Origin of the sequence: Methanosalsum natronophilum (assembly GCF_024808815.1) — an archaeon.
Classification (GTDB): domain Archaea; phylum Halobacteriota; class Methanosarcinia; order Methanosarcinales; family Methanosarcinaceae; genus Methanosalsum; species Methanosalsum natronophilum.
The window spans coordinates 22100-44415 of the sequence record NZ_JANUCS010000004.1 but is presented as its reverse complement, the minus strand read 5'-3'; the positions used below and the strand labels follow the sequence as shown (position 1 = coordinate 44415).

General features: G+C 34.6%; 16 protein-coding genes. 12 read left to right on the top strand and 4 right to left on the bottom strand.

Annotated elements, in window-relative coordinates:
- The first annotated feature begins 32 nt into the window (after nucleotides 1-32).
- Complete coding sequence (locus J2T59_RS03385) at nucleotides 33-2009, top strand: PAS domain-containing sensor histidine kinase (RefSeq protein WP_259133949.1); 1977 nt, start codon at nucleotides 33-35, stop codon at nucleotides 2007-2009.
- Nucleotides 2010-2102: 93 nt separating this feature from the next.
- Here J2T59_RS03385 and J2T59_RS03380 read toward each other — a convergent pair whose 3' ends face one another.
- Nucleotides 2103-6092, bottom strand: coding sequence for a PGF-pre-PGF domain-containing protein (locus J2T59_RS03380; protein ID WP_259133948.1), 3990 nt, complete (start codon nucleotides 6090-6092; stop codon nucleotides 2103-2105).
- Between the two features lie 319 nt (nucleotides 6093-6411).
- Between J2T59_RS03380 and hgcA the strand changes: the two genes are divergently transcribed.
- Nucleotides 6412-7482, top strand: coding sequence for a mercury methylation corrinoid protein HgcA (gene hgcA / locus J2T59_RS03375; RefSeq protein ID WP_259133946.1), 1071 nt, complete (start codon nucleotides 6412-6414; stop codon nucleotides 7480-7482).
- Nucleotides 7482-7781, top strand: coding sequence for a mercury methylation ferredoxin HgcB (gene hgcB, locus J2T59_RS03370; RefSeq protein WP_259133944.1), 300 nt, complete (start codon nucleotides 7482-7484; stop codon nucleotides 7779-7781). Before hgcA ends, hgcB begins: the two co-directional genes overlap by 1 nt.
- A 131-nt stretch (nucleotides 7782-7912) precedes the next feature.
- Here hgcB and J2T59_RS03365 read toward each other — a convergent pair whose 3' ends face one another.
- Nucleotides 7913-8554, bottom strand: a complete 642-nt coding sequence (locus tag J2T59_RS03365) for a hypothetical protein (protein ID WP_259133942.1) — start codon at nucleotides 8552-8554, stop codon at nucleotides 7913-7915.
- Between the two features lie 308 nt (nucleotides 8555-8862).
- Here J2T59_RS03365 and J2T59_RS03360 point away from each other — a divergent pair, with 308 nt between their 5' ends.
- On the top strand, nucleotides 8863-10974 hold the full coding sequence (locus tag J2T59_RS03360; protein ID WP_259133940.1) for an AAA family ATPase: 2112 nt from the start codon (nucleotides 8863-8865) through the stop codon (nucleotides 10972-10974).
- Nucleotides 10971-12023, top strand: coding sequence for a 5-methylcytosine-specific restriction endonuclease system specificity protein McrC (gene mcrC / locus J2T59_RS03355; RefSeq protein ID WP_259133939.1), 1053 nt, complete (start codon nucleotides 10971-10973; stop codon nucleotides 12021-12023). Before J2T59_RS03360 ends, mcrC begins: the two co-directional genes overlap by 4 nt.
- Before the next feature lie 92 nt (nucleotides 12024-12115).
- On the opposite strand, the gene J2T59_RS03350 is transcribed toward mcrC, so the two are convergent.
- Together J2T59_RS03350 and J2T59_RS03345 are read right to left on the bottom strand one after the other, a co-directional pair.
- The gene (locus J2T59_RS03350) at nucleotides 12116-15124 is read right to left on the bottom strand and encodes a DEAD/DEAH box helicase family protein (RefSeq protein ID WP_259133938.1); all 3009 of its coding nucleotides are present in this window, start codon (nucleotides 15122-15124) and stop codon (nucleotides 12116-12118) included.
- Nucleotides 15125-15588: 464 nt separating this feature from the next.
- A complete protein-coding gene (locus J2T59_RS03345; protein ID WP_259133937.1) occupies nucleotides 15589-15798 on the bottom strand; it encodes a hypothetical protein in 210 nt (69 codons plus the stop codon).
- Between the two features lie 189 nt (nucleotides 15799-15987).
- Here J2T59_RS03345 and J2T59_RS03340 point away from each other — a divergent pair, with 189 nt between their 5' ends.
- The 7 genes from J2T59_RS03340 to J2T59_RS03315 all read left to right on the top strand — a co-directional run bounded on the left by J2T59_RS03340 (nucleotide 15988) and on the right by J2T59_RS03315 (nucleotide 22200).
- Nucleotides 15988-16335: a DUF3796 domain-containing protein gene (locus J2T59_RS03340; RefSeq protein WP_259133936.1), complete on the top strand. Its 348-nt coding sequence runs from the start codon at nucleotides 15988-15990 to the stop codon at nucleotides 16333-16335.
- Between the two features lie 3 nt (nucleotides 16336-16338).
- Nucleotides 16339-16545 carry a helix-turn-helix transcriptional regulator gene (locus tag J2T59_RS03335; RefSeq protein WP_259133935.1) on the top strand — a complete coding sequence of 69 codons (207 nt, stop codon included), beginning with the start codon at nucleotides 16339-16341 and terminating at the stop codon, nucleotides 16543-16545.
- Between the two features lie 714 nt (nucleotides 16546-17259).
- A complete protein-coding gene (locus tag J2T59_RS03330) occupies nucleotides 17260-18105 on the top strand; it encodes a LamG-like jellyroll fold domain-containing protein (RefSeq protein WP_259133933.1) in 846 nt (281 codons plus the stop codon).
- Nucleotides 18106-18283: 178 nt separating this feature from the next.
- A complete protein-coding gene (locus tag J2T59_RS03325) occupies nucleotides 18284-18460 on the top strand; it encodes a hypothetical protein (protein ID WP_259133931.1) in 177 nt (58 codons plus the stop codon).
- 10 nt (nucleotides 18461-18470) lie between these two features.
- Nucleotides 18471-18545, top strand: coding sequence for a Fic family protein (locus J2T59_RS10215; RefSeq protein WP_374761071.1), 75 nt, complete (start codon nucleotides 18471-18473; stop codon nucleotides 18543-18545).
- Nucleotides 18546-18738: 193 nt separating this feature from the next.
- Complete coding sequence (locus J2T59_RS03320; RefSeq protein WP_259133929.1) at nucleotides 18739-20079, top strand: DEAD/DEAH box helicase family protein; 1341 nt, start codon at nucleotides 18739-18741, stop codon at nucleotides 20077-20079.
- On the top strand, nucleotides 20080-22200 hold the full coding sequence (locus J2T59_RS03315; RefSeq protein ID WP_259133927.1) for a DUF790 family protein: 2121 nt from the start codon (nucleotides 20080-20082) through the stop codon (nucleotides 22198-22200). It begins immediately after the preceding gene.
- The last annotated feature ends 116 nt before the right edge of the window (nucleotides 22201-22316 follow it).

Here is a 22316-nt window from a genome sequence, read left to right as displayed (position 1 = left end):
ATTTATACACCTTCGATCAAATTTAACTTTATATGTCAAATGAGAACAATGAACCTGTCATGACCTCTAATGTCGATCCATATCTCAAGAAAAAAATCGATGATATGGTTTCACAAGGTAAGTTTAGTTCACTATCTACTATTTTAAACCTAGCTTTATCCGAATTCATATCAAACTATGAAGGAGAAAAAGAATATAGAGACTTGAAAGAAAGTGAACATATATATCGTATATTAGTAGAAGAATCTAGTGATATCATATATACATTATCTCCTACTGGCATTTTCACGTACGTTTCTCCACAGTGGACCCAGTTATTGGGACATGAAACCGATGAAGTCATTGGTCATCCATTCGCTGAATTTGTTCATACTGAAGATGTACCTGTTTGTTTTGAATATTTAAAAGAGATAGCTGATGGTAAAAAATCTGAACCTAAGCCCGAATATCGAGTACAACATAAGGACGGGAATTGGTATTGGCATACTTCAACGGGTTCAGCCTATTATGATGACAAAAAGAATGTTTCTTACTTTATAGGTATTGCCAGCGATATTACTGAAACTAAAATGATGCACAATAGGATCAAAGAAGAAAATGAACGATTTCGTATTCTATCCACTATCTCTAATACTGGTGTCTGGCATTATTATCCAGAAAATGAGTATCTTCTTTGTAGTCCCGAATATTTTTCCATGTTAGGATACGATATCAATGAATTTAGTCATTTTACTGAAAATAATTTAAATCAAACTTGGATAAACCTTATTCATCCAGAAGACCGTGCAGAAGCTTCATCTAAATTTCAGGAGTTTATTGATGGAGGCATGGTTGGAATATATGAAAATTATTTCAGGATGAAACATAAGAACGGATCAACTGTCTGGGTATGGTCACGTGGAAGTGCTATTGATAATGTGGCAAATATCGACAATAACAATAATGATCTCAATGAAAATAAAATCGTTCTTGGGACACATATTGACGTAACTGCTCAAAAAGAATATGAGAAAAGATTACAGAAACGAGAGAATAAGTACCGTTCTTTAGTTGAACAGTCCGTTGAAATGTTATATTTACATGACATGTCAGGTAATTTTATTGAGGTAAATCGTGCATCTGTTGAAAATACGGGATATTCTAAAGACGAATTGTTACAAATGAATGTGATGGATATTGATGCAAATTTTAGTTTCGAAGAAGTAGTTTCCATGTGGAATACGTGGGAATATGGGAAGTTGCAAACATTCACATCAACACATCGTACAGCTTCAGGAAATACGTTTCCAGTTGAAATAAATGTACGGAAAATCAAGATTGATAATGAACCTTACATGATGGTACTTGCCCGAGATATTACTGAACAAATAAAGTCAATTGAATTTGAGAATAAAGTGCGAGAGTTAGAAAAGAAACATTTGATTGTTCAAGAGGTTCATCACCGTGTTAAGAATAATTTACAGGTGATCAATAGTCTACTTAACATGCAAGCCAGATCATTTGATGATGAGCGAGTGCTCAATGCATTCAAAGACAGTCAGACACGGATACGTTCTATGTCAATAGCTCATGAACAATTATATGGTGCACAAGACCTTGCAAGTGTTGAGATATCAAAATATATACATGATATAGTTAATTCGGTACTAAGACATTATAACAACGAAGAAAAGGATATTGAACTAAACCTTGATTCTGATGAGATCTATTTGAACATGGACTATACAATTCCACTTGGTCTTATTATCAATGAAATAGTGACAAATTCATTTAAACATGCTTTTACTGGCAGAGATGATTGTAAACTTACAGTTAAGTTTAAAACAATAAATGATAACTATCAATTGATCGTGAGAGATAATGGGCCCGGAATACCAGCTAATCTTGATATTGAAACTCTTGATTCACTTGGATTTAAGATAATTGATCTGTTAGTAACCCAATTATCAGGGAAAATTGATATCGATACATCTCACGGTACTTGTTATAAAATACTAATTCCAACCTAAGATTTGGGATGAGATATTTTATTGTATACTGTAGGTTAACTTTTTTTCTGTCACACTCTCAAGTTTTATGAAATTTATAGATTCTTAAACTGATTATAATCTACCCTTTTTTATTAATAAAGCTGTTATGAACAATATAAGTATAGCTACTATCAAACCAAATCCTGGTATTTCTTCTTCAACTTGTTCATTTTCTTCATCTATTGTGTCATGCTTAGCATCAATATCATCTAATTTATCATCATCACTGATCTGTTCTGGCTGAATACCAGTTATTGCAAACTGTGAGAATCCTGGCGTTTCAGAAATATAATAATGCCAATCATTATCAGAACTCTCAACGTTTGTAGGTAGAACTTGCCACTCACCATTAACAAATCGATACATATTTACTTCATTTTCATGAATACCATGTTCATCTAACCACGTGTTAGGTACTCTAAACTCTAATAATGCATTCTCAAAATGTTGACCTTGAGTAAAACCTGGCCTATTAATCCATACATTCAAATATTTATAAACAGTTCCTTCAGGATCGCTATCAACAAACTGTGAACGCTCATGTAACATTTCTACCCTGACCTCAAGTGATCCTAAGTTCTGTAACGGATCAAATCTTATTTTAGTTAAGGGTAATCTGGCTTCCCCGAATGTATATTCTGCAGGTACCCCGGAGGTTATTGACCTAGAGATAACCTCAACAAGATCAATATTCTCATAATGTTCTCGTGAACTACCAGCACCGCCACCACCACCACCACCACTACTACCCCCTGTGGATGTATCTTGAGAGCCATTATCATCTTCATCATCTTCATCTTCTGGTTTTAGTTCACCTTTTATACCATAAGTTGAGAAATGACTGAGATTAGCCCAAACGTAAGAACCTGACGTGTTTATACCGGATGAATATAGTACAGTTCCAAGATCATCGTCTAGTTGAGTTATTTTAGTGTGATCCAATTCAGTCCAGGTATTGTTTGTGTACCTATACAATTTCAGTGTACTCTCATCAATATCCAGATTACCAGTCTTTGTACTATTATAATATACAATCAGTTCAACATTTGATACATTATCATACCACTCATTATCATCAACACTGATATTATAGTAAAAGTTTGGTAATACACCTGCACCCAACTCAGAAATATCATTTTCAAGCTCAGTTGTTGTCGAGATAAGTGTTGTGATATTTACTTGTATTGTTTTATTTTCACTTGACCTGAACTTATATCCAAAACCATCAATGCCTGTACTCTCGATCAAGCGTTTAGAATCGGGTGATCCTTTAAACATACTAGTATTGGTATAAGATTGATTTGGTGATATGCTTGAAAGTTTTTTAGCTGACCCGTATTCTGCATGTATGTACAGAGATTTTTGTTCTATGTTATTGAATGCATCAAAGACTGTGAGTTTTACTTGATATTTTCCTGGTTTTGTGAATGTGTGATTTAACTTAGTTTCATTCTTCAAGATCGTACCGTCATCAAAATCCCATTCATTAGCTATTGAATGATTTGAGGTATCATTGAATTCAACTGTTAGTGGAGCAATACCTCTTGTCTTATTTACTGTAAATGAACATGTTAAAGGATCTTTCTCAAAATAGAAGTGGTGAGAATTGCTTACATTCCTGTTCTTAGCATGATCCACTACAACCACATTCCATTCATAGTTCCCTGTATCCAGGTCAGTCACACCTTTCTGAATATCACCAGTTCCGGTACCTGTGAGATGTTTGGTCTCGTTAATGAACAATATCCATTCTACATCCTCATCAAGATTATCAGTTACATTAAACTCGAAAATGATACCTGGCCCTTTTATGTTCTCTACTAAGGGTGCATTCAATTCAATCTTAGGCTGTTCAGAATCTATTATGAACTGAGCATTTATAGCAGGTTTATTCTTAAGACCAAAATTATCTTGACCAGCTATGGATACATTAGCTGTACCATTGAATGTCGAATTAACCTTATAATCATAATGCCATGTATTCCCACTACCACTCATTGTCTGGTTGTTGACATCTAAATAATCATCAAGTTCAATAGTGATGTTCACTGGTGATTCCATATAATGATCAAAGTTTGCTGTAATGTTTAATTCCTCTGAAGAGTTCACTGGTCTATCAGGAGAATAATCCATAACAACCGAAGGTTTTTCCCTTTCTTTCGCACTCATCACTAAAGCAAAGTTCTGAGGACCTTCAGGAACATTGCTTGCATTAACATAGATCTTATAACTACCACCAACACAAGGTTCAAAGATAACCTGTTCAACATTATTAACAGTATCAATATTCCCAGAATTATCGAAATCATTTCCCAAGTAAGTGTTTCCTTGGGGACATACTAATTTTAGGTCAAGGTCATTGACCAAATCCTTACCCGCGGAATCTGTCCGTGGATAATCTGTCCATACCAAGGTCGCATTTAGGAAATGTGTTTTATCTGGTATAGTATACGTCACATTCCATGAATCACCTGTACTCAAATTAACAGAGTTCGAATAACTATCAAAGTATTCAAAATCTGATAATGAGGTGTGCAGGTCAAGCCGACCCCAGCCCTGTTCATACCTATCGTATTCAGGTAATGTATAAGCTCCATTGATAAGAGTAGCCTTGATAAGTGCAGCACTTGGATTTGAATGATCTAATGTATCATTGTAATATTGTCTTGTAATAGCTGCAGAACCTGCTACTACCGGTGCAGACATACTAGTACCACCTGCATAAGTATAATTCGAGTTTTCATATGAACCCCACATATCACTTTGAGCTACACTTGACCTTGTTGATAATATAGAAGTACCTGGTGCAACAATATCAGGTTTTATCCTACCATCTACAATAGGTCCACGGCTACTAAAAGACGCGAGTGAGGAAGGGTCACCTGAATTCTTAGAACTTTGGGATGCACCAACTGTGAGCACATTCTTAGCAGTACCCGGAGCGCCTATAGTTTGGGGCCCAGGTCCTTTATTCCCTGCTGAGAACACAATAAGCATCTCAGGGTGGTCCCACATAAATTCATCAACTTGTTTGGAGTGGCTAGTATAAATTCCTTTAGTATTAAGAAAACCCCAACTATTACTATGTATTCGTGCACCCTCACCATAAGGTTCCTCAAATAAAGAATACAAATAAAAAGGGACAGTTATATCACCATATTCATCTCCAATTGCCTGGAAGAAAAGTTTAGAGCCCGGTGCCATTCCCTGATACTTACCATCAGAAAGATTACCATCACCCAAAACTGTACCAGCTACATGAGTACCATGACCTAATGCAGGATCGTCTGCAACTGATTCAGCTTTAACAGTAGTGAGTCCAATGACCCTTCCAAAGAAATCGGCATGCAAATTCTCAATATTTCCGGTATCAAGGCCAGTATCTGCAACTGCTACAATCTGACCTTCACCTGTCAAGTTAAAATTAGACCTGACAATATCGATCTTTGAAATATTTGCAGCTACGTCATTAAACAGTATAAGTTCATGCTTTTTTTCTATCCATTCCACATTATCAATATCAGCAATGTTCAATAAGTTAATATTAGAAGGAATGGCTCTTATTTTGTATCCATTGTAACTGAGTACTGTAACTCCAAGTTCATTTAATTCATCTACAGTTTCAGAGATTGTTTTTGAATCGAAAACTGTAATATCAACTATCAATTCATTTTCATCATTATTAGAACTGGTATAGTACAACAGTTCTGAAGATATTTTATATTCAGGTAAATATTCTCCAATCCAATTAATTATGTCCTTACCTTCAATCTTCTGTTTAACAGACTCGTTCATTCCAATAATAAAAGCATTATTTGGAAGATATCCATGGACTTGTGCACCCTGTGCCTCAACCTTGGATTTATATTCAGAATGGATTGGGCCCTTGAATTGTACTATATAGTATTTGAAGGCATCAATATCCTTATCCTCGTCTTGGTCCATTGCTAGGGGTTCTGAATGAAATACTTGTGGTCCATCATCAGTAGTATGGATTATCTGGTTATGAAGAATAATCGTATCTTCGTCATCTACGCTAACATCTTCACTACCATATGACACGGTACTAAAACTGAACAATAAAGTTAAAATTAAAAATAAACTTATTTTAATTAAGAGCCGTTTTTGCTTGCTTTTTTTCATTCCTTATTATATAATCATCTTTTAAGAATAAAAACATTTGTCAATGAACAATTTTGTCATTAAAATTTTTTCATTCAATGTATTTAAAAATTTAGAACTATATTTGATTTATTTTGAGATAGACTTGCACAAACCGCATTATTAGGACATAAAATGTTTTTTACAAGGTCAAAAAAATGTCAACACAAAAAGGTATTTATTATGAATAAATAGTATTTGGAACCGAGGTATTTCTTGAATGGATAATAACAAGGATAACAGCAAGTTTTGTTCATGCGATACTAAGTTTCAAGCATTCCCTTTAATGAATTTCTCGCACAGTTATCCAAGTTCGGATATATTTAGTACAACTGGTAAACTCGAGTTCAGAGATAGGTTTGATCATTTTCTAGCTAGAATGGGAATTGATCGTATGAATCATGTTGTAAAACCGGGACTCTACAAACTTGGTGATCCTGATAAAACCTCAGATATTATCGTTTCAGCTAATTACAAATTGAGTTTTGATTCTGTTCGTGATTCACTTCAACATATTGACTGTTATATTCTTGTCCTGGACACAAAAGGAATCAATGTATGGTGTGCTGCTGGTAAGGGTACGTTTGGTACTGATGAACTTGTGAAACGTATAAGACTAGCAGAACTTACTAAAAGAGTAGAACATCGCAGATTAATAGTGCCACAGCTTGGTGCACCCGGTATTTCAGCACATGAGGTATTTAACCGTTCTGGCTTCAAGGTAGAATATGGACCCATAAAGGCTAGTGATCTACCAGAATATCTAAATGAGCGTAAAACAACACCAGAAATGCGTAAAGTCAAATTTCCATTAAAAGATAGATTGATCCTTATACCAATTGAACTATCTCATCTATTATTACCAACAATTGTTCTTACACTCATCCTTTATTTTTTTGCAGGTCCACTTGCATCTCTTGCAGTGATCACAACAGTACTTGCAGGAACTGTTTTATTTCCTACCTTACTTCCTTTCATACCAACATCAGATTTTACTACAAAAGGATTCATTCTTGGTATAATAGTTGCAATTCCATTTTCAATCTTATACCTGACTGACCCTAATACTTCACCAGGTGCAAGTATCCTTGGATCAATAATACCGCTTTTGATCATACCTTCAGTAACTGCATATATTACACTCAATTTTACTGGTGCTACTCCATTAACATCAAAGTCAGGAGTAAAAAAAGAGATATACAGATACATCCCAATACTAGCTTTCATGGGTGGAGCTGGAATAATACTTTTACTTCTACTAGGAACACTTAGTTTTTTGGAGGTGATCTAATGTTTAACTCATATCTTGAAAACACACTTGAATATTATCCAGAAAACTGTATCAATTGTCATCGATGTATTCAGGTTTGTCCACACAATGTCTTTACTGAAGGAAATGATCATGTTAAACTCACAAACCCTACATCATGTATAGAATGTGGAGCATGTGCTCAGAATTGTCCAAATGAAGCTATTAAAGTTGAAGCTGGTGTTGGATGTGCATGGGCAATGATACGTGCAGCACTAAAAGGAAAAGAAATGGATAGTGGTGAATGTGGATGTGATGATGATGGTAAATCATGCTGCTGAGCTGTTTTTCTAGGCATAATATTCATGTATTTAGAGAATTTAGTGAACTTTTATCTTGTAATAACTATAACTTAATTCTCCATGAATCGGTACATATTGATCCATCATCGAGTTAATTTTTTTCATTACAATTAAATTTCTTTGAGTTTTGGGCTATGTACAAAGATATATCCTTCTTCAACTTCTAATCCTCTATATATCTCAACTCTAATATATTCAGTATCTTCAGGAATGTACGTTATTTCATATTCAAAAAGTTGCCATTCATCTGTTAATTCACTTGTGAAATTGTCAGAGTAAGCTACTGTAAAATTATTCCCATCTTCATAAAGTAGTGCTCTAGTATTAACATCATTTATAGTTCCTTCTTTTTTTGCATAAAAAGAGACACGATAATCTTTATCCGAATCGAAATCATAAAATTTTTGTCTTAAATATCCTCCTGAGGAAGAGTTATCTTGAATCACACTATTGCCATTTTCAGACTTATTTGTCAGTTTGGCACTAGATCCCCATTCAACACTAGCTTCCCAGTCATCAAAAGCCGAATTCGAAAAAAGATTTTCAACAACTGTATCTTGAACGTCATTTTCGGACTCTAAGTTATGGATCTGGTCAAGGAAACGCTGGTAATGCTCCTCAGGTGTATCTATCGACATTAATGCATTTACTACAACAAAAGATAATCCTATAACTATAACTGCTAAAAATAGTATCCCAATTACCGGGGTTGTGCCTGATAATGAGTCTTTTAACTGACATCTAACAACCATGAAAACCCTTTTTATATATAATATTGAGATTTGTAGACAATAATTTAAATCTACCTCTTAAAAAGTATATTTTTATGAGTCTACTCCAAATTATATGATATTGAATTGATATTGAATTTACCAGTACCTTTTGTCAAGGTATGCTCGAAATTATCACGATTATCTTATGAAACGCAGAAATTCATGTTTTAGGAATATGAAACAAAATTGATTGTTTCCCATATATAGAATAAAAATGATATAATATGCAAGTTATATCTGTACTAAAATAATTAGGAATAGATTAAAAAATATGGGACTGAGATAATATGTTCACATGGACACGATTCTTTATAGAATTTGCTGATAAGCTTTTGTTGTACAAAAATAACAGAGATGACCTACTAAACATATTAAAAGAGGAATATGATAAATTAGGTTTCCAATACAATTTCATCCAAAATGATGATCCTTTCAATGACATTGGACCGTTCACGGTCTTTGGTTGCTTTAATAGAGGTTTGACCGATGAGAATCGAATAAATCTTATGAAGGGAATTGGAAATAAATTGAGAGTAGAAGCCGAACCACCAACTGACCTTGAAGGTGTACCTTTACTGAACAACATGAGAACCTGGTTCTATTCGGGTAACTCAGAAAATATATTAGATCTAATCAACAATTTATGGGAATTGTTCGATATTGCAATAAAGTATGCTGATAATCCAACTGAGTCTAACCGTAATGAGTTCAAGCACATATTCAATATTGTAAAAGAACAGGCTGGCATTAAATGGAACATTACTATGGGCCTGTACTGGATTAGACCTTATTCTTACCTTAACCTTGATAGAACTAACCGAGATTATTTAAGAGAAAATAGTAACTCCTTTGGTGAAGAAATTGAAGAACTATCAGATCTTCGAATTCCAAGTGCAGAAGAATATCTGAAACTAATAGATAAGTGTAAATCCTTTTTTGAACATGAAGATTCTTCAATCAAAAGTTTTCCTGAACTATCTTATGCTGCATGGTCACAAAAAAACCCTAGTGGAAGTAATAGTAGTTCAATCGAACCTGATCCTTCACCCGAGATCAAGTACTGGATATATTCTCCTGGTATACAAGCTAAAAAATGGGGTGAGTTTTACCAAAATGGGATTATGGGTATCAGAAGAGGTGAATTGGAAGATTTAAGGCAATATCCTTCAAAATCTGCCATGAAAGCTAAAATGAAAGAGCTTTACGGTGAAGATTATACTTATAGGGATGCTGCACATGCAACCTGGCAATTTACTAACGAAATGAAACCTGGAGATATTATTTATGCAAAAAAAGGTCAATCTAAGGTAATTGGAAGAGGTATAGTTGAATCAGAATATATTTTTGATCCTGGTAGAAATGACGAATATAAGAACATTCGTAAAGTTAAATGGACACATAAAGGAGAATGGCCCCATCCTGGGAACGCTGTAACTAAAATGCTTACAGACATTACACCTTATACTTCATATTATAAGAAATTGGAAAAATTGTTCTTTGAAGAGGAGGAGGAAGAAGAATTCGAAGAAAAAGATTACATTTATCCAAAGTATACTGAAGAAGATTTTCTTGGCGAAGTTTTCATGAATTCTAGTACGTATCATTCCCTCATAAATCTCGTGAAAAATAAAAAGAATATTATTTTGCAAGGTGCACCTGGGGTGGGTAAGACATTTGTTGCTAAAAGGCTCGCATACTCTATCATGGGAGAACAGGATACTAATCGGGTCATGATGGTCCAGTTTCATCAGAGTTACAGTTATGAAGATTTTATTATGGGGTATAGACCCACAGAAACTGGGTTCGAGTTAAATCATGGTCCATTCTATGAATTTTGTAAAAGAGCTCAAGAGGATGACCAGAATAACGATTATTTTTTCATTATAGATGAGCTTAACCGCGGTAATCTTAGCAAGATATTTGGTGAATTGATGATGTTGATCGAGAATGATAAACGTGGTCAACAGTTGCGTATAATCTATTCCGATGAACTCTTTTCAGTACCACCCAATGTTCACATAATTGGTCTCATGAACACTGCTGATCGAAGTTTAGCTATAATAGATTATGCATTAAGGAGAAGGTTTGCATTCTTTGATTTACATCCCGCATTTGATTCTGATGGATTTGAAACGATTGTAAGAAATTCGAATAATCCCAATTTTAGGAAATTAATAGAGCAAGTGAAATTATTGAATGAATTTATTGCCCAGGATGAATCGTTGGGTGAAGGGTTTAGGATAGGACATAGTTTCTTTTGTTTGGAAGGGAATGTTACTGATTCGGTCCTAAGATCCATAATTGAATATGAGATTGTGCCATTACTCGAAGAATACTGGTTTGATGAGAAAAATAAAGTTGAACAGTGGAAGAACAAGCTTTTTGGAAGTATTAGATGATAAAGGTCCAAAACATCTATTATATGCTTTCTTACGCGTTCCAGGTACTAAATCAAGATAGTTATGCACAAGTAGCAGCAGAAGAGTTCCATAACTCAAATGACCTACTTGCTGCAATATTAGGTAAAGGTATATTCAATCAGGTTCGACGTGGATTAGGACGAGAGTATATATCTAGGTCAGAAGAGCGTGGTGTGCCTATAGGAAGGATCGATGTTACAGGATCCATTAAAGCTCAGACATTGGTTAAAAAGAAACTAGTCTGTGAATTCGATGAGTTCACCAAGAATACGTACATGAACCAAATACTAAAGACCACAACTCACTTGTTATTAAGGTCTAATGACGTAGATTCATCAAGAAAATATCTATTAAAAAAAGTACTCATCTATTTCAACGACGTTGATGAACTTGATCCGTATAGGATCCGGTGGTCAGGTCTAACTTATCATCGCAATAATTCCACATATAGGATGTTGATAAATATTTGTTTTCTTGTGATAAAAACAATGATCATGAGTGAAAAGAGTGGTGAATTAGAATCACAACATTACATAGATGATCAAGCAATGCATAGATTGTTTGAGAAGTTTGTACGTGAATATTACCGTAAACATTACTCAAAGCTCTCTGTTACCGCTTCAAATATTGAGTGGGATACTGATGATGGTATAGTCGAACTCCTACCTGCAATGAGATCGGATATTATGGTAGAGTATAATGACAAAATATTGATAATCGATACTAAATATTATTCGAACACTATGCAGGTCCATAGTATGTATAATACGCGTAGACATCATTCATCCAACCTGTATCAAATATATACTTATGTGAAGAATAAGGATAGTCTGGGTTCGGGAAATGTAAGTGGAGTACTACTTTATGCTAAAACCGATGAAGACATAACACCTGATAATGATTATATGTTAGGTGGAAACAGGATAAGTGTTAAAACAATTGATCTGAACACGGATTTTACAAATATTGAAACACAACTCCATTCATTGATCAAATCGTTTTTTCCTGAAGTGATTGATAATAACTAAATTTTTGGAGTTACTTGTTTGGTAACGAGCAAGAAATCACCTATTCCAAATACCAATCAAATCGATTGTTGGTTCTAACTATTCTTCATCAACTAACACTTACTTTTTAACAACTGTGATATCTTTTTAGCGTTCCTATCTCCAATGACAAGTATCCACCAGTACCCCGGCACGTTCAAATACAGTTCATCTTTGATTCCAAACGCTTCTCGAACGATTTGTCTCCACTTCTCATCTGATATCTTTTTATTTGGATCAAGAAGTTCTAACCGTCTCAGTATAGTTTCATGAACTACTTTTTCATTAAATTGTTTTAGAATATTGCCTAAATATAAAGTACCTACCTTCTCACCAAAATTATTTTCATGAACCATTGTTTCTGCACTGTTATGAACATCCAGGAGCTGGTCAGTCTCGTAATTCATCTCCGTCTCAACACCTAAATGAAGAGCGATATCTTGGATATTAGAGAGTTCTTCCATAAACTTGATATTATCCTCATAATTCACATAAGAACCAGTTGAAGGTAATCCTATGAAATGATGGAATATCGGATTTTTATTATCTTTTTTCCTTAATACTCTGCCTAGCCTCTGCACAAGCTGTAGTTTGGATTCAGTAGAGGATACATTTATCCCAATCTCTGCATCGGGTATATCAATACCTTCATCAAGCATCTTAGCACCAATGAGTATCCCAGATGCTGACCTTTTGAACTCTAGTATGCTTCTATTAGCATCCTTCATTTTGGAATGAGCTACATAAACATTCGAGTATTTCTTTTCTAGTTCACTGGCCACCAGATCACAAGTATTAATGTCCATGACAAAAAGGATGATTTTCTTTTTTAGTTCCAGATAATAAGAAGCAAGTTCAATTGCCTTGTTGATCTTAGGTTGTGACCTATGGATGATCCACCTTCTTTCCTGTAATTTAGCCTGTAGTGCCTTCCATTCATCTGGCAATCCTATTTTCTTATATCTAGCAATTTCAGTTAATCTTACAAAATGATATAAATTAGTGATAGTGACCTCAGATTTACTTATTTTCCTGATAGTAGCATAATCCGTTGAAACATGGTTGAATAATAATAATATCTTTTTTGAGATTTGTTCGAATTCCTCTTCTTCTGTTACTGAAAGGTATACCACATTCAATTTCCACTCGAACTTGGGGAGTATATCAGCTCGAATTGCACTTTCGAGATCAAACCTGTAAATTATGGGGCCCAGATATTTAACCAGATAATCTAGTTTAGTTTTACCTTCAATTGTAGCTGAAAGACCCATTTTCCTTGGTGTAGGGACCTTTAAAGCGTTTCTGAAAGATTCCGCAGCAAAATGGTGTACTTCATCCACTATCAAAAGATCACAACCATAACTCTCAGGTCTTTTCATAACAATATGAACTGTTTGGAAATAAATATGAGCACCTTTGCAGATTATACTGGAATTGTAATCTAATTTCGGGTCTGCCATTAGTCCCATCTTCTCTATGAGTTCACGTCTCCATTGGTTCAGTATAGCTGTAGAACTTGCTATTATCCGGACAATTATTTTTCTATTAGTTTGGTTTGTGTTCACTAAGTGTTCTATTGCCATGAACCCTACTACAGTCTTACCAGTTGCAGTAGCCATTTCAACTATTCCTGTTGATCGATTGTTCTTCCATGCTTTGAAAGCTTCAAACTGATGGTCCCATGGCTTGAGAAGGAGTAAGGGTATATCAATCAAACCTGATATCTCATCATAACCATAATCATTGGTGTACCTCTGTAGCTTTAAAATAATATCCTTTCTTTTTAGTTGAGTGAACAGTTCTAAGAAAAATAAGGCACTCCCTGGAACAGCAATGTGTTTAGCTTGTTCAATATATTCCAACTGTACCTCATTAAGGTCAGGATCAATTGATTTGAGCAGTTTCTTCAATAAAGAGAGTGCAGGTGTGGTATAGATAGTGCCAATAGAGCTAGAGTTCTGGTCCATGTAAGCTTGACCTAACGCCTGATTTATTATTCGCTTAAACTCAAGAAATTCTGATTTCACGGTACAGTATTCATCATGCTTGAAATCCTTGTTACTATCATTAAAGGACTCTTGCCTTAGACTAAGCATCTCGAAAAAGAGGTTTAAGAAAAAATTCTCAAGTTTTGAATATGATTGTTTATAACTTCCATTGGTCCTTTCCAAGGTCAGACATATAGATCTATCCACTTTATAAATATCATAATCCAACAGCATATCATCAGATTCGGCTAATTTTAATACATTTGAACTGGTATGATTACTGTTTATCCATTCATCAACAGGTATGCCGTCACTTATAGCTACTGTATTAATATTATCTCTCTTATATGATGTGAAATATGGAATATCAAGTTCTTGAACCTGCGAACTTGACATCATCTCATCTATTGTTTTGTTACACCTTTCAGACTCTTTTTTCTGTCCACATTTAAGATATATCTGCTTTGCTTTTTCATAGTAGTTTATAGCTTCAGCCTTTTTTCCGGCAGTGTTCTGGTAGGCATACCCATACATCTCACTAATTAGAGGATTATTTGGATCAATCGATTCTGCGATATTACATAGATTTTTTACTTTTGACCAATCTCTTTTTTCCTTGTATATTTCTATAGCTTCAAGATACGAGTCAAGTGCTTCTTTCTTAGCACCATATTTATGATGCATCTCTGCAATCCTCCTATGGAGTTCACCATTTTTAGGATTTTGTTCAATGCTCTTCGAGCATGCAATTGATGCACTGACATATTTATCAATAGCTTTGAACTGTTCGTATGAGAATGAAAAATGTTTTAATGATCTCTTCTTGTCATTTTGCTTTAAATAAAATAAACCAAGACCGTAATTATAGTAACTCTCATGTTCATCATTTAAATGATTAAAAAAAGTATCAAACTGCATATCAGTTTTCTTTTCCATGATAGCGGTCAATAAATCTTCAATTCTCTGAAGTATTTTCTTTTCATTGGAATAATTCACAGCACCACTTTTTTCATCAGTTGATTGACTTTTTAGTTGCTGCTGATATCTGTATTCACTTTCATTTACCCCAGAATCATAATCAAGGTTTAACTTCAATACCCCAACTCCATAATTCCATTTGAAGTTACACAATATTTTTTTAATAACCAAAATAAAATTTATATGCTTATAGAATATAAATATTATGAAAATGTTTTAGGGAGCTAAATGTTCTAACTCAGATGAATAAATTCAGGTTAAGTTGAATTCTTCATTTCAGTAATCTTAAATCGCTTTTTATTACAATATCCACAATATGTGAAATATTAAGGTGAAGTAAAAATGAGAGTTTTTGGTACAATACCTAAGAGCTGTTACTAAAAAAAAGATCCTTATTTCTAATCAGAAAAATAGGGCTTATTTAAGTCAATTGTTGAATAAACTATCCATTCATCTAAATATAATAAATTAATCTCAAGAATAACATCTATTTTGAGCAATGATATTGTTTTCAAACTCTGTGGAACGGTATTGTTATTTAAAAATAGGTAACCATTTCTATTAAAAATGTCCTTATGAGTTTATTTATCCTCATCCTGACCTGTTATTTCGGCCCAGATACGGTTTGCTTTCTTGTTCTCTTCTTCAGTCACTGGTTTTGCATTATCGAAAACACCATCATCTGCAAGTGCTACGAACCTGAGCTTATTTTTATCTATACTCTTAACATACTCGGGATTCTCTTGATAATAAAATGCTTCCTCTTCTTTTGTGTTTGATATATGTATCAACTCCCTGCAGTATCATATTATTTTCTGATAACAAATAGTTATTCAATTTTATTTAAGTGTATCATACCTTTTCTCGATAAACTGAATTAATTTATACTTACAGCCATTTATCCAATAAATATATATACTATGTTAACTATTCATAACATAAAGTTATATAAATAAAACATTATGTGAGGTATAGAGAACATGACAGATAAAAAAATTAGTAAAAACCCATTAGCATTATTAGGCCTTCTAGGGTTTTTAGGTATGTTAGGATTGACTACAGGCAATGCAGGATTCTATGGATTCTTTGGATTCTTTTCATTCTTCTTCGCATTAGCAGGTAAAACAGATGAGTTCTTAATGATGAATGTTGCAAGAGCAGGATTGAATGGATTTGTTATTTCCATGGTATGTATTGGAGCCTCGGTTGTTCTAATGACAATAACAGATTCAATGGAAGTTATTGCAGGAGCATTAGCAGCTACACTAGTATTCCCATTGCTCACATTTGTCATTTCATTCTACATCTATGATAGAGGTGGGAAATAATAAATGGATGTGCAATACAGTAATCGAATCAAAGAATTACGTGCAAAAAATGATTTAACACAGGAAGACCTAGCAAATAAAGTTAATGTCCGTAGAGAGACTATTGGACATATAGAGAAGGGGAAATATAACCTTTCTCTTGGTTTAGCGTTTAAGATATCTAGAGCCCTAAATGAAAATATAGAAGACGTTTTCATTGTTGATGATTAAGTGTCATCAACAATGGGAAATCATTTTGGTGAATTTCGTATATGTTCAAAATTAGATGGAAATTCTTTTTAGACTAAATTTACCAGTCATAAGAGATGAACGTGTTCTTACCTTTCCTTTATATTATTGATAACAATGCAACATAGACTAATAGCCAATACAATTACATCAATTGAGCTTTACAATATTTCTATGTGATATTATATTTCAATCAATTTTCGGGAAAGGTAAGAAAAACGGTATTGACATTAATTAATTGATAAAAATCAACTGTATATACTTTTAGTATAAATTAATACAGAAATATTCACCACTTTTAAATCATATTGATGGAACTATTGTTACAGTCTATTACGTTTTTATCTCTTAGTTCTTTTTATTTTAGCTTTACTTGCATTTAAATGATTCCGGGTTGGATTCATTTAATATATTTTATTAATGATTTGTGCAATCCTAATAACCCAGTATTATTAATATTCGCTTTCTTTGGAGCTCTATTAGGTACTGCAAGTCTTTAGTATATTGCACATATCCCACTGTTCATTGTTGCTGCAGCTTCTTTGTATATATTTACACCGAACAGTGAACTACACCATGCTTAGGCGTGGTGTAGTTCACGAAGACAAGTTCTTGCTCTTTAGATGTAGGTCATTAATATGATCTGACCACCCTTGATATATATAATAAGTTATAATAAACTTTAATAGAATATACATGAAGATATTTGGAATTTTCAAAGAGAACTCAGGCGTTGCACCCTCGATAGGTATTGTCCTTATTACTTCTGTAACGATAATATTAGCTATATCAATCGCACTTTTTTCTACATCGATCTCATTGCCTTACGATCACTATGAAAGGTTCCAGGATATCCTGTATTCATCTGATCGTGACCTGAATCCTCAAAGTGGATTGGTTGCAAGATGGTCATTTGATGGTGATTTTAAAGATTCTGTAGGTGACAATAATGGTAATCCAGTAGGAGAAGGAGAAGTTGAGTTTGTTCCCGGTCTTTTTGGGAAAGCTGCTAGATTCAATGGTGATGATGGTAGTCGTGTGATAATCGACAATCCTACAGAATCTCTTAATTTTTCAGAATCCTTCACGATAGTTGCTTATGTTAAATGGGAAATTGATATTGCAGAAAGAGATAGGTGGGCAGGTATAATCACAAAAAGTGATGATATTAATGCACCAACTTACCGTTTACATCATGCAACGGCCATACCGGAATCTAATATGAACCGGGCTGAGTTTGCATTAGGTACCAAAAATACAAGTAATAACTTTGTTGAAGGCCTAACACTAGAGAACAACCAGTGGTACCAGGTCAGTGGTGTATATGACCATGAGTCTTCTGATATGTTGATCTATATTGATGGACTACTTATAAGTTTAAGGGGCGTTAATGGTGATTTGGTTCGATCAGATGATCCAATACTTATAGGAGGGTATAGAAGCGGCTCTAATAGCCGAAATTTTGTGGGTCTTATAGATGATATTCAATTATATGATCGTGCACTCTCACAAGATGAGATACGGGATATTGGTTTAATTTAATAGAATAGTTCACAACAACTCCATAAGCATAGGTTAAGTGCTTGTAAATGAAAGTTTTTGATACCTATCTACTCAAAAATCTGCACAAGTGTCTGTTACCTGCATTATATGTCTCTTGTTACCTAAATATCCGCGTCTTATTAGTCCCTACCTATTCATGGAGATTAAATGAACATAATTGAGAACCATGTATCTACTAACATCTGGTGCAATAAGATATCTCCATGACAAGATCATTGAAGAAACCGGTGGTTCTTCCGGTGTGCTAAATGTAGATACTCTGAACCACATCGCGTTCGAGTGCAACAGGAAGGAAGAACGATATAATTGTCAACACAGATGTAGCCTTACATAATGTAGTTACAATGCACCCATTCTTTGATGGTAATAAGAGAACCGGCCTTACCCTTGCAGACGTGATACTAAGAAGCCATGGCTAAGAGATACGAGCTGATGGGAAACTACAAGTTTGGTGTAAAAGAAATAGAGGAGTGGCTCAGAAAGAATCAAATCTTCTGAATTTATATTCAAACTGCCATCTCAAATGATGTTGTTTTTTAGTTATATTCTAACGATATCCCTTACTTTACGATACATACCCAATGTTTATTAGTCTCCAATTCTTTTTAAATCATGATGGATCTTTCTTTTAATCACGGTACAATTGTCATTCAGGGAAACGCCAGGGTCCCGAACTCTTCGTGGGATGAGCGTTCAGGATCGTTCCGTGCCATGGCATTGTACTACCAGGATATCATTGATCATCTTAATAGTTCAGGTATCCATTATAGCGATAATGTACTTGACCTTGTACCATGTCCTGAACTTAATAGCACAATGGAATTGCGAGGTTATCAAAAAAAGTCTCTTGATGCGTGGATACGCAATAACAAACGTGGTGTTATTGTACTACCAACAGGGAGTGGTAAAACTGTCGTGGGTATCAACGCAATTTCGTTATTGAACACACCAACGATAATTATCGTGCCAACCCTTGATCTGCTTGAACAGTGGCGTTCTAAATTACAAGAGGAATTCAATTTAGATGTAGGGATGCTTGGTGGTGGAAAGCAGGAAATAAAAGCATTAACTGTCTCCACATACGACTCTGCGTATATCCATGCTGGAAGGCTGGGAAACAAGTTCGGTCTTATGATCTTTGATGAAGTGCATCATCTTCCTGCAGAAGGTTACAGGCAAATAGCTGAAATGTTTGCTTCACCTTTTAGAATGGGTCTTACCGCCACATATGAGAGAGAGGACGGAGCCCACAGTGAGCTTAATAGGCTTATTGGCGGAAAGGTATTTGAGAAACAGGTAAAAGAGCTTGCTGGGAACCATTTATCTTCTTTTAAACTTCAAAAGATAGTAGTAGATCTTACTGAAACAGAACAGATGGAATACGAGCATAATCAGGGAATTTTTGCAGACTATCTCAAGAAAAACAATATCATTATCAGAAGCCCATCAGATTTTCAGAAGATCGTTATGCGAAGTGGAAGAGATCCAAAAGCAAGGCAAGCACTCCTTGCAAGAAACAAAGCACGGGATATTGCCCTTAACAGTACATCTAAAATTGAACATTTCCGGGATATCCTGAAAAAGCATAAATATAGCAGATTATTTGTTTTCACTGAACACAACAAACTTGTATATAGAATATCAAAAGAATTCCTAATTCCGGCCATAACCTACAAAACATCAAGTAAGGAACGGAATGAGATCCTTGACAGGTTCAGGTCCGGAGCATATAGGACAGTTGTTACATCAAAGGTTCTGGATGAAGGTATAGATGTCCCTGAAGCAGATGTAGGTGTGATCCTGAGCGGAACTGGAAGTGGAAGAGCTTTTATCCAGCGTCTTGGAAGGATACTTCGAAAGAAGGAAGGAAAGAAAGCTGTACTGTATGAAATAGTATCTGCAGAAACCAGTGAGATGAACACAGCAAACAGAAGAAAGAAAGCTCTGAGGTAAATGATCAATATGCTCACCAGTGACCTTCTTGTTACAAAAATCTACAAAGGAAAGATCGAACCTGTTTATGCCACGAATGATAAGAATAAACTTGAGGTAGCAGATTCTCTTATAAATATATTTCAGAAACATATTGGTAGAACATACGGAGAACTAGCTGAAGAGATCGATGGGATCGAAGAGATAGATTTCCGCTTTATTAGAGGCCTTTCTCAAATACTTAAAAGAAAATGTGTTATTGAAATGGATGCAAGTATAGAGCCATCAATTGCCAGGAAAATGGTCTTTGAGGAATGTGGTGGTTCTGTTCTTGATATTGCAGAGAGGGAGAAGGTCATAAACAGAGTTTCTGAAAAGGTGTCCCTTGATCCAAATGAACTCGAAAAGGATATGTGGGCAGATATGGAGGAGAATCTGATAGTTAAGGATTTTCATGTCATTTCACCTGAAGATCTGCTTAAACAATATAACATGTCATTGACACAAACACTTCTTTTTAAAGCAACTGGTATGGAAATTCAGATAAATGATAATTTTCAGGAGATTTTCTGGAATATCAAGAAGTTTGGATTGATGTACTCCATTGAAGATGATACGATATACCTTGATGGAGCTGCTTCCTTATTCAAGATGACTGAGAGGTATGGCAATTCTCTAGCAAAACTGTTACCAACGATCATGAGATCCAAGAAGTGGAGCATAAAAGCAAGCGTCTTGAAGAAGACAATGAATGGCAATCGGATATATGATTTCACTCTTGATTCCGGTCATCCAATATTTGAGATTGAACATGATATGAAATCTGGTATGGATACTGATATGGAGAGCTTTGATAGTGCAATTGAAAAAGAGTTCTCTTTACTAAATTTTAACGACTGGAATGTCAGAAGAGAATCTGAAGTATTAAAAGCAGGACAATACGCTTTTATTCCTGACTTTTCCCTGGAGAAAAACGATAAGAAGGTCTATCTTGAAATAATCGGTTTCTGGACACCTGAATATCTGAAGAAAAAGATACATAAGATAAACCTGCTGGAAAAAGATGAAAAAGATGATCTAATACTTCTTGTAAATAAAAAACTTGCCTGCTCCGGTTCGGATTTCAGTATGGATAATGTTATTTTCTATGACCGTAAAGTTCCATACCTTGAAATTATCAATATACTGAGAAAATTCGAAGAAAAGATGGTTGCAGAGGATATTGAAAGGCTTAAAAGTATTGATATTAACTTTGAAGGTAATGTTATCGATCTCGATGAGATCGCTGAGAAATATAATGTTACCCTAGATGCTTTATCGAGTGCTCTTAACCTCAATAACAATAGCAAAACCAAAATCAAAAACAATGATCATCTGCGTATTGGAAACCAGCTTGTTAATAATAAAACCCTAAAAGCTGTTGAAGAAGAGTTGAATGGGGTGAATCTGTATAATGAAGCTCTTATTATTATTGAGAAATATGGTATTAAAGGTCAACAGATCTTTGATATGCTCGGATATAAGGTTAAATGGAACGGACTAGATCCGGATAATGCAGAATTAATTGCGTTTAATACAAGGAATGAGTTGAATTATAACACAAATAAAAGTAAAGTATACGTTTTCAAGGTAGCTTTAAAGTATTTAAAGGGAACATGGCGCCGTATTGAGGTACAGGGTGACCAGACGCTTGAGGATTTTGATGGTGCAATAAGAGAGGGTTTTAACTATGATGATCAGGAAGTTGGCGAATTCTTTTCAGGCACGTTTTTGAAAGTAAATAGCATGGGTATAATTGAACCTGATGGGAGTGGTACAGGTGTTACGAAGAAAATAGAAGAACTTGAACTTATGGAAGGCAGCACCCTAAAATATATTTATGGATTTGGTGATGATATTGAGCATTTTATCAAGTTGGAGAAAATTGTAAGACCTATCCCCAATATTAAATATCCACGTATTATTTCTAGGAACAAGAAAAATAACCGATATTGTGTATCCTGTAAGGAGATACAAATCAAGTCACTTGCGACATTGATCTGCATTGATTGCACAGAGGAAAAACGCAAACAGATGTTTTTATGTCAGTACTGTATGGATGAAGAACATGAAGACCATTATGTTAACAAATTGATACCATGAAATGATAACATAGCATAGCACAACATAACATTTCAATATGGCAGTGGAAAGAAATACAACAAATGCTGCTTACATGTAATCATAAATGCAAATAAGAAACATGAGATGGGATTCGG

What these genes read in the sequence shown, in the direction of transcription:
- J2T59_RS03320 (WP_259133929.1), top strand. Translation starts at nt 18,739, where the DNA reads ATGATGGATCTTTCTTTTAATCACGGTACAATTGTCATTCAGGGAAAC.
- mcrC (WP_259133939.1), top strand. Translation starts at nt 10,971, where the DNA reads ATGATAAAGGTCCAAAACATCTATTATATGCTTTCTTACGCGTTCCAG.
- J2T59_RS03335 (WP_259133935.1), top strand. Translation starts at nt 16,339, where the DNA reads ATGGATGTGCAATACAGTAATCGAATCAAAGAATTACGTGCAAAAAAT.
- J2T59_RS03360 (WP_259133940.1), top strand. Translation starts at nt 8,863, where the DNA reads ATGTTCACATGGACACGATTCTTTATAGAATTTGCTGATAAGCTTTTG.
- hgcA (WP_259133946.1), top strand. Translation starts at nt 6,412, where the DNA reads ATGGATAATAACAAGGATAACAGCAAGTTTTGTTCATGCGATACTAAG.
- hgcB (WP_259133944.1), top strand. Translation starts at nt 7,482, where the DNA reads ATGTTTAACTCATATCTTGAAAACACACTTGAATATTATCCAGAAAAC.
- J2T59_RS03330 (WP_259133933.1), top strand. Translation starts at nt 17,260, where the DNA reads ATGAAGATATTTGGAATTTTCAAAGAGAACTCAGGCGTTGCACCCTCG.
- J2T59_RS03365 (WP_259133942.1), bottom strand. Translation starts at nt 8,554, where the DNA reads ATGGTTGTTAGATGTCAGTTAAAAGACTCATTATCAGGCACAACCCCG.
- J2T59_RS03340 (WP_259133936.1), top strand. Translation starts at nt 15,988, where the DNA reads ATGACAGATAAAAAAATTAGTAAAAACCCATTAGCATTATTAGGCCTT.
- J2T59_RS03385 (WP_259133949.1), top strand. Translation starts at nt 33, where the DNA reads ATGTCAAATGAGAACAATGAACCTGTCATGACCTCTAATGTCGATCCA.
- J2T59_RS03315 (WP_259133927.1), top strand. Translation starts at nt 20,080, where the DNA reads ATGATCAATATGCTCACCAGTGACCTTCTTGTTACAAAAATCTACAAA.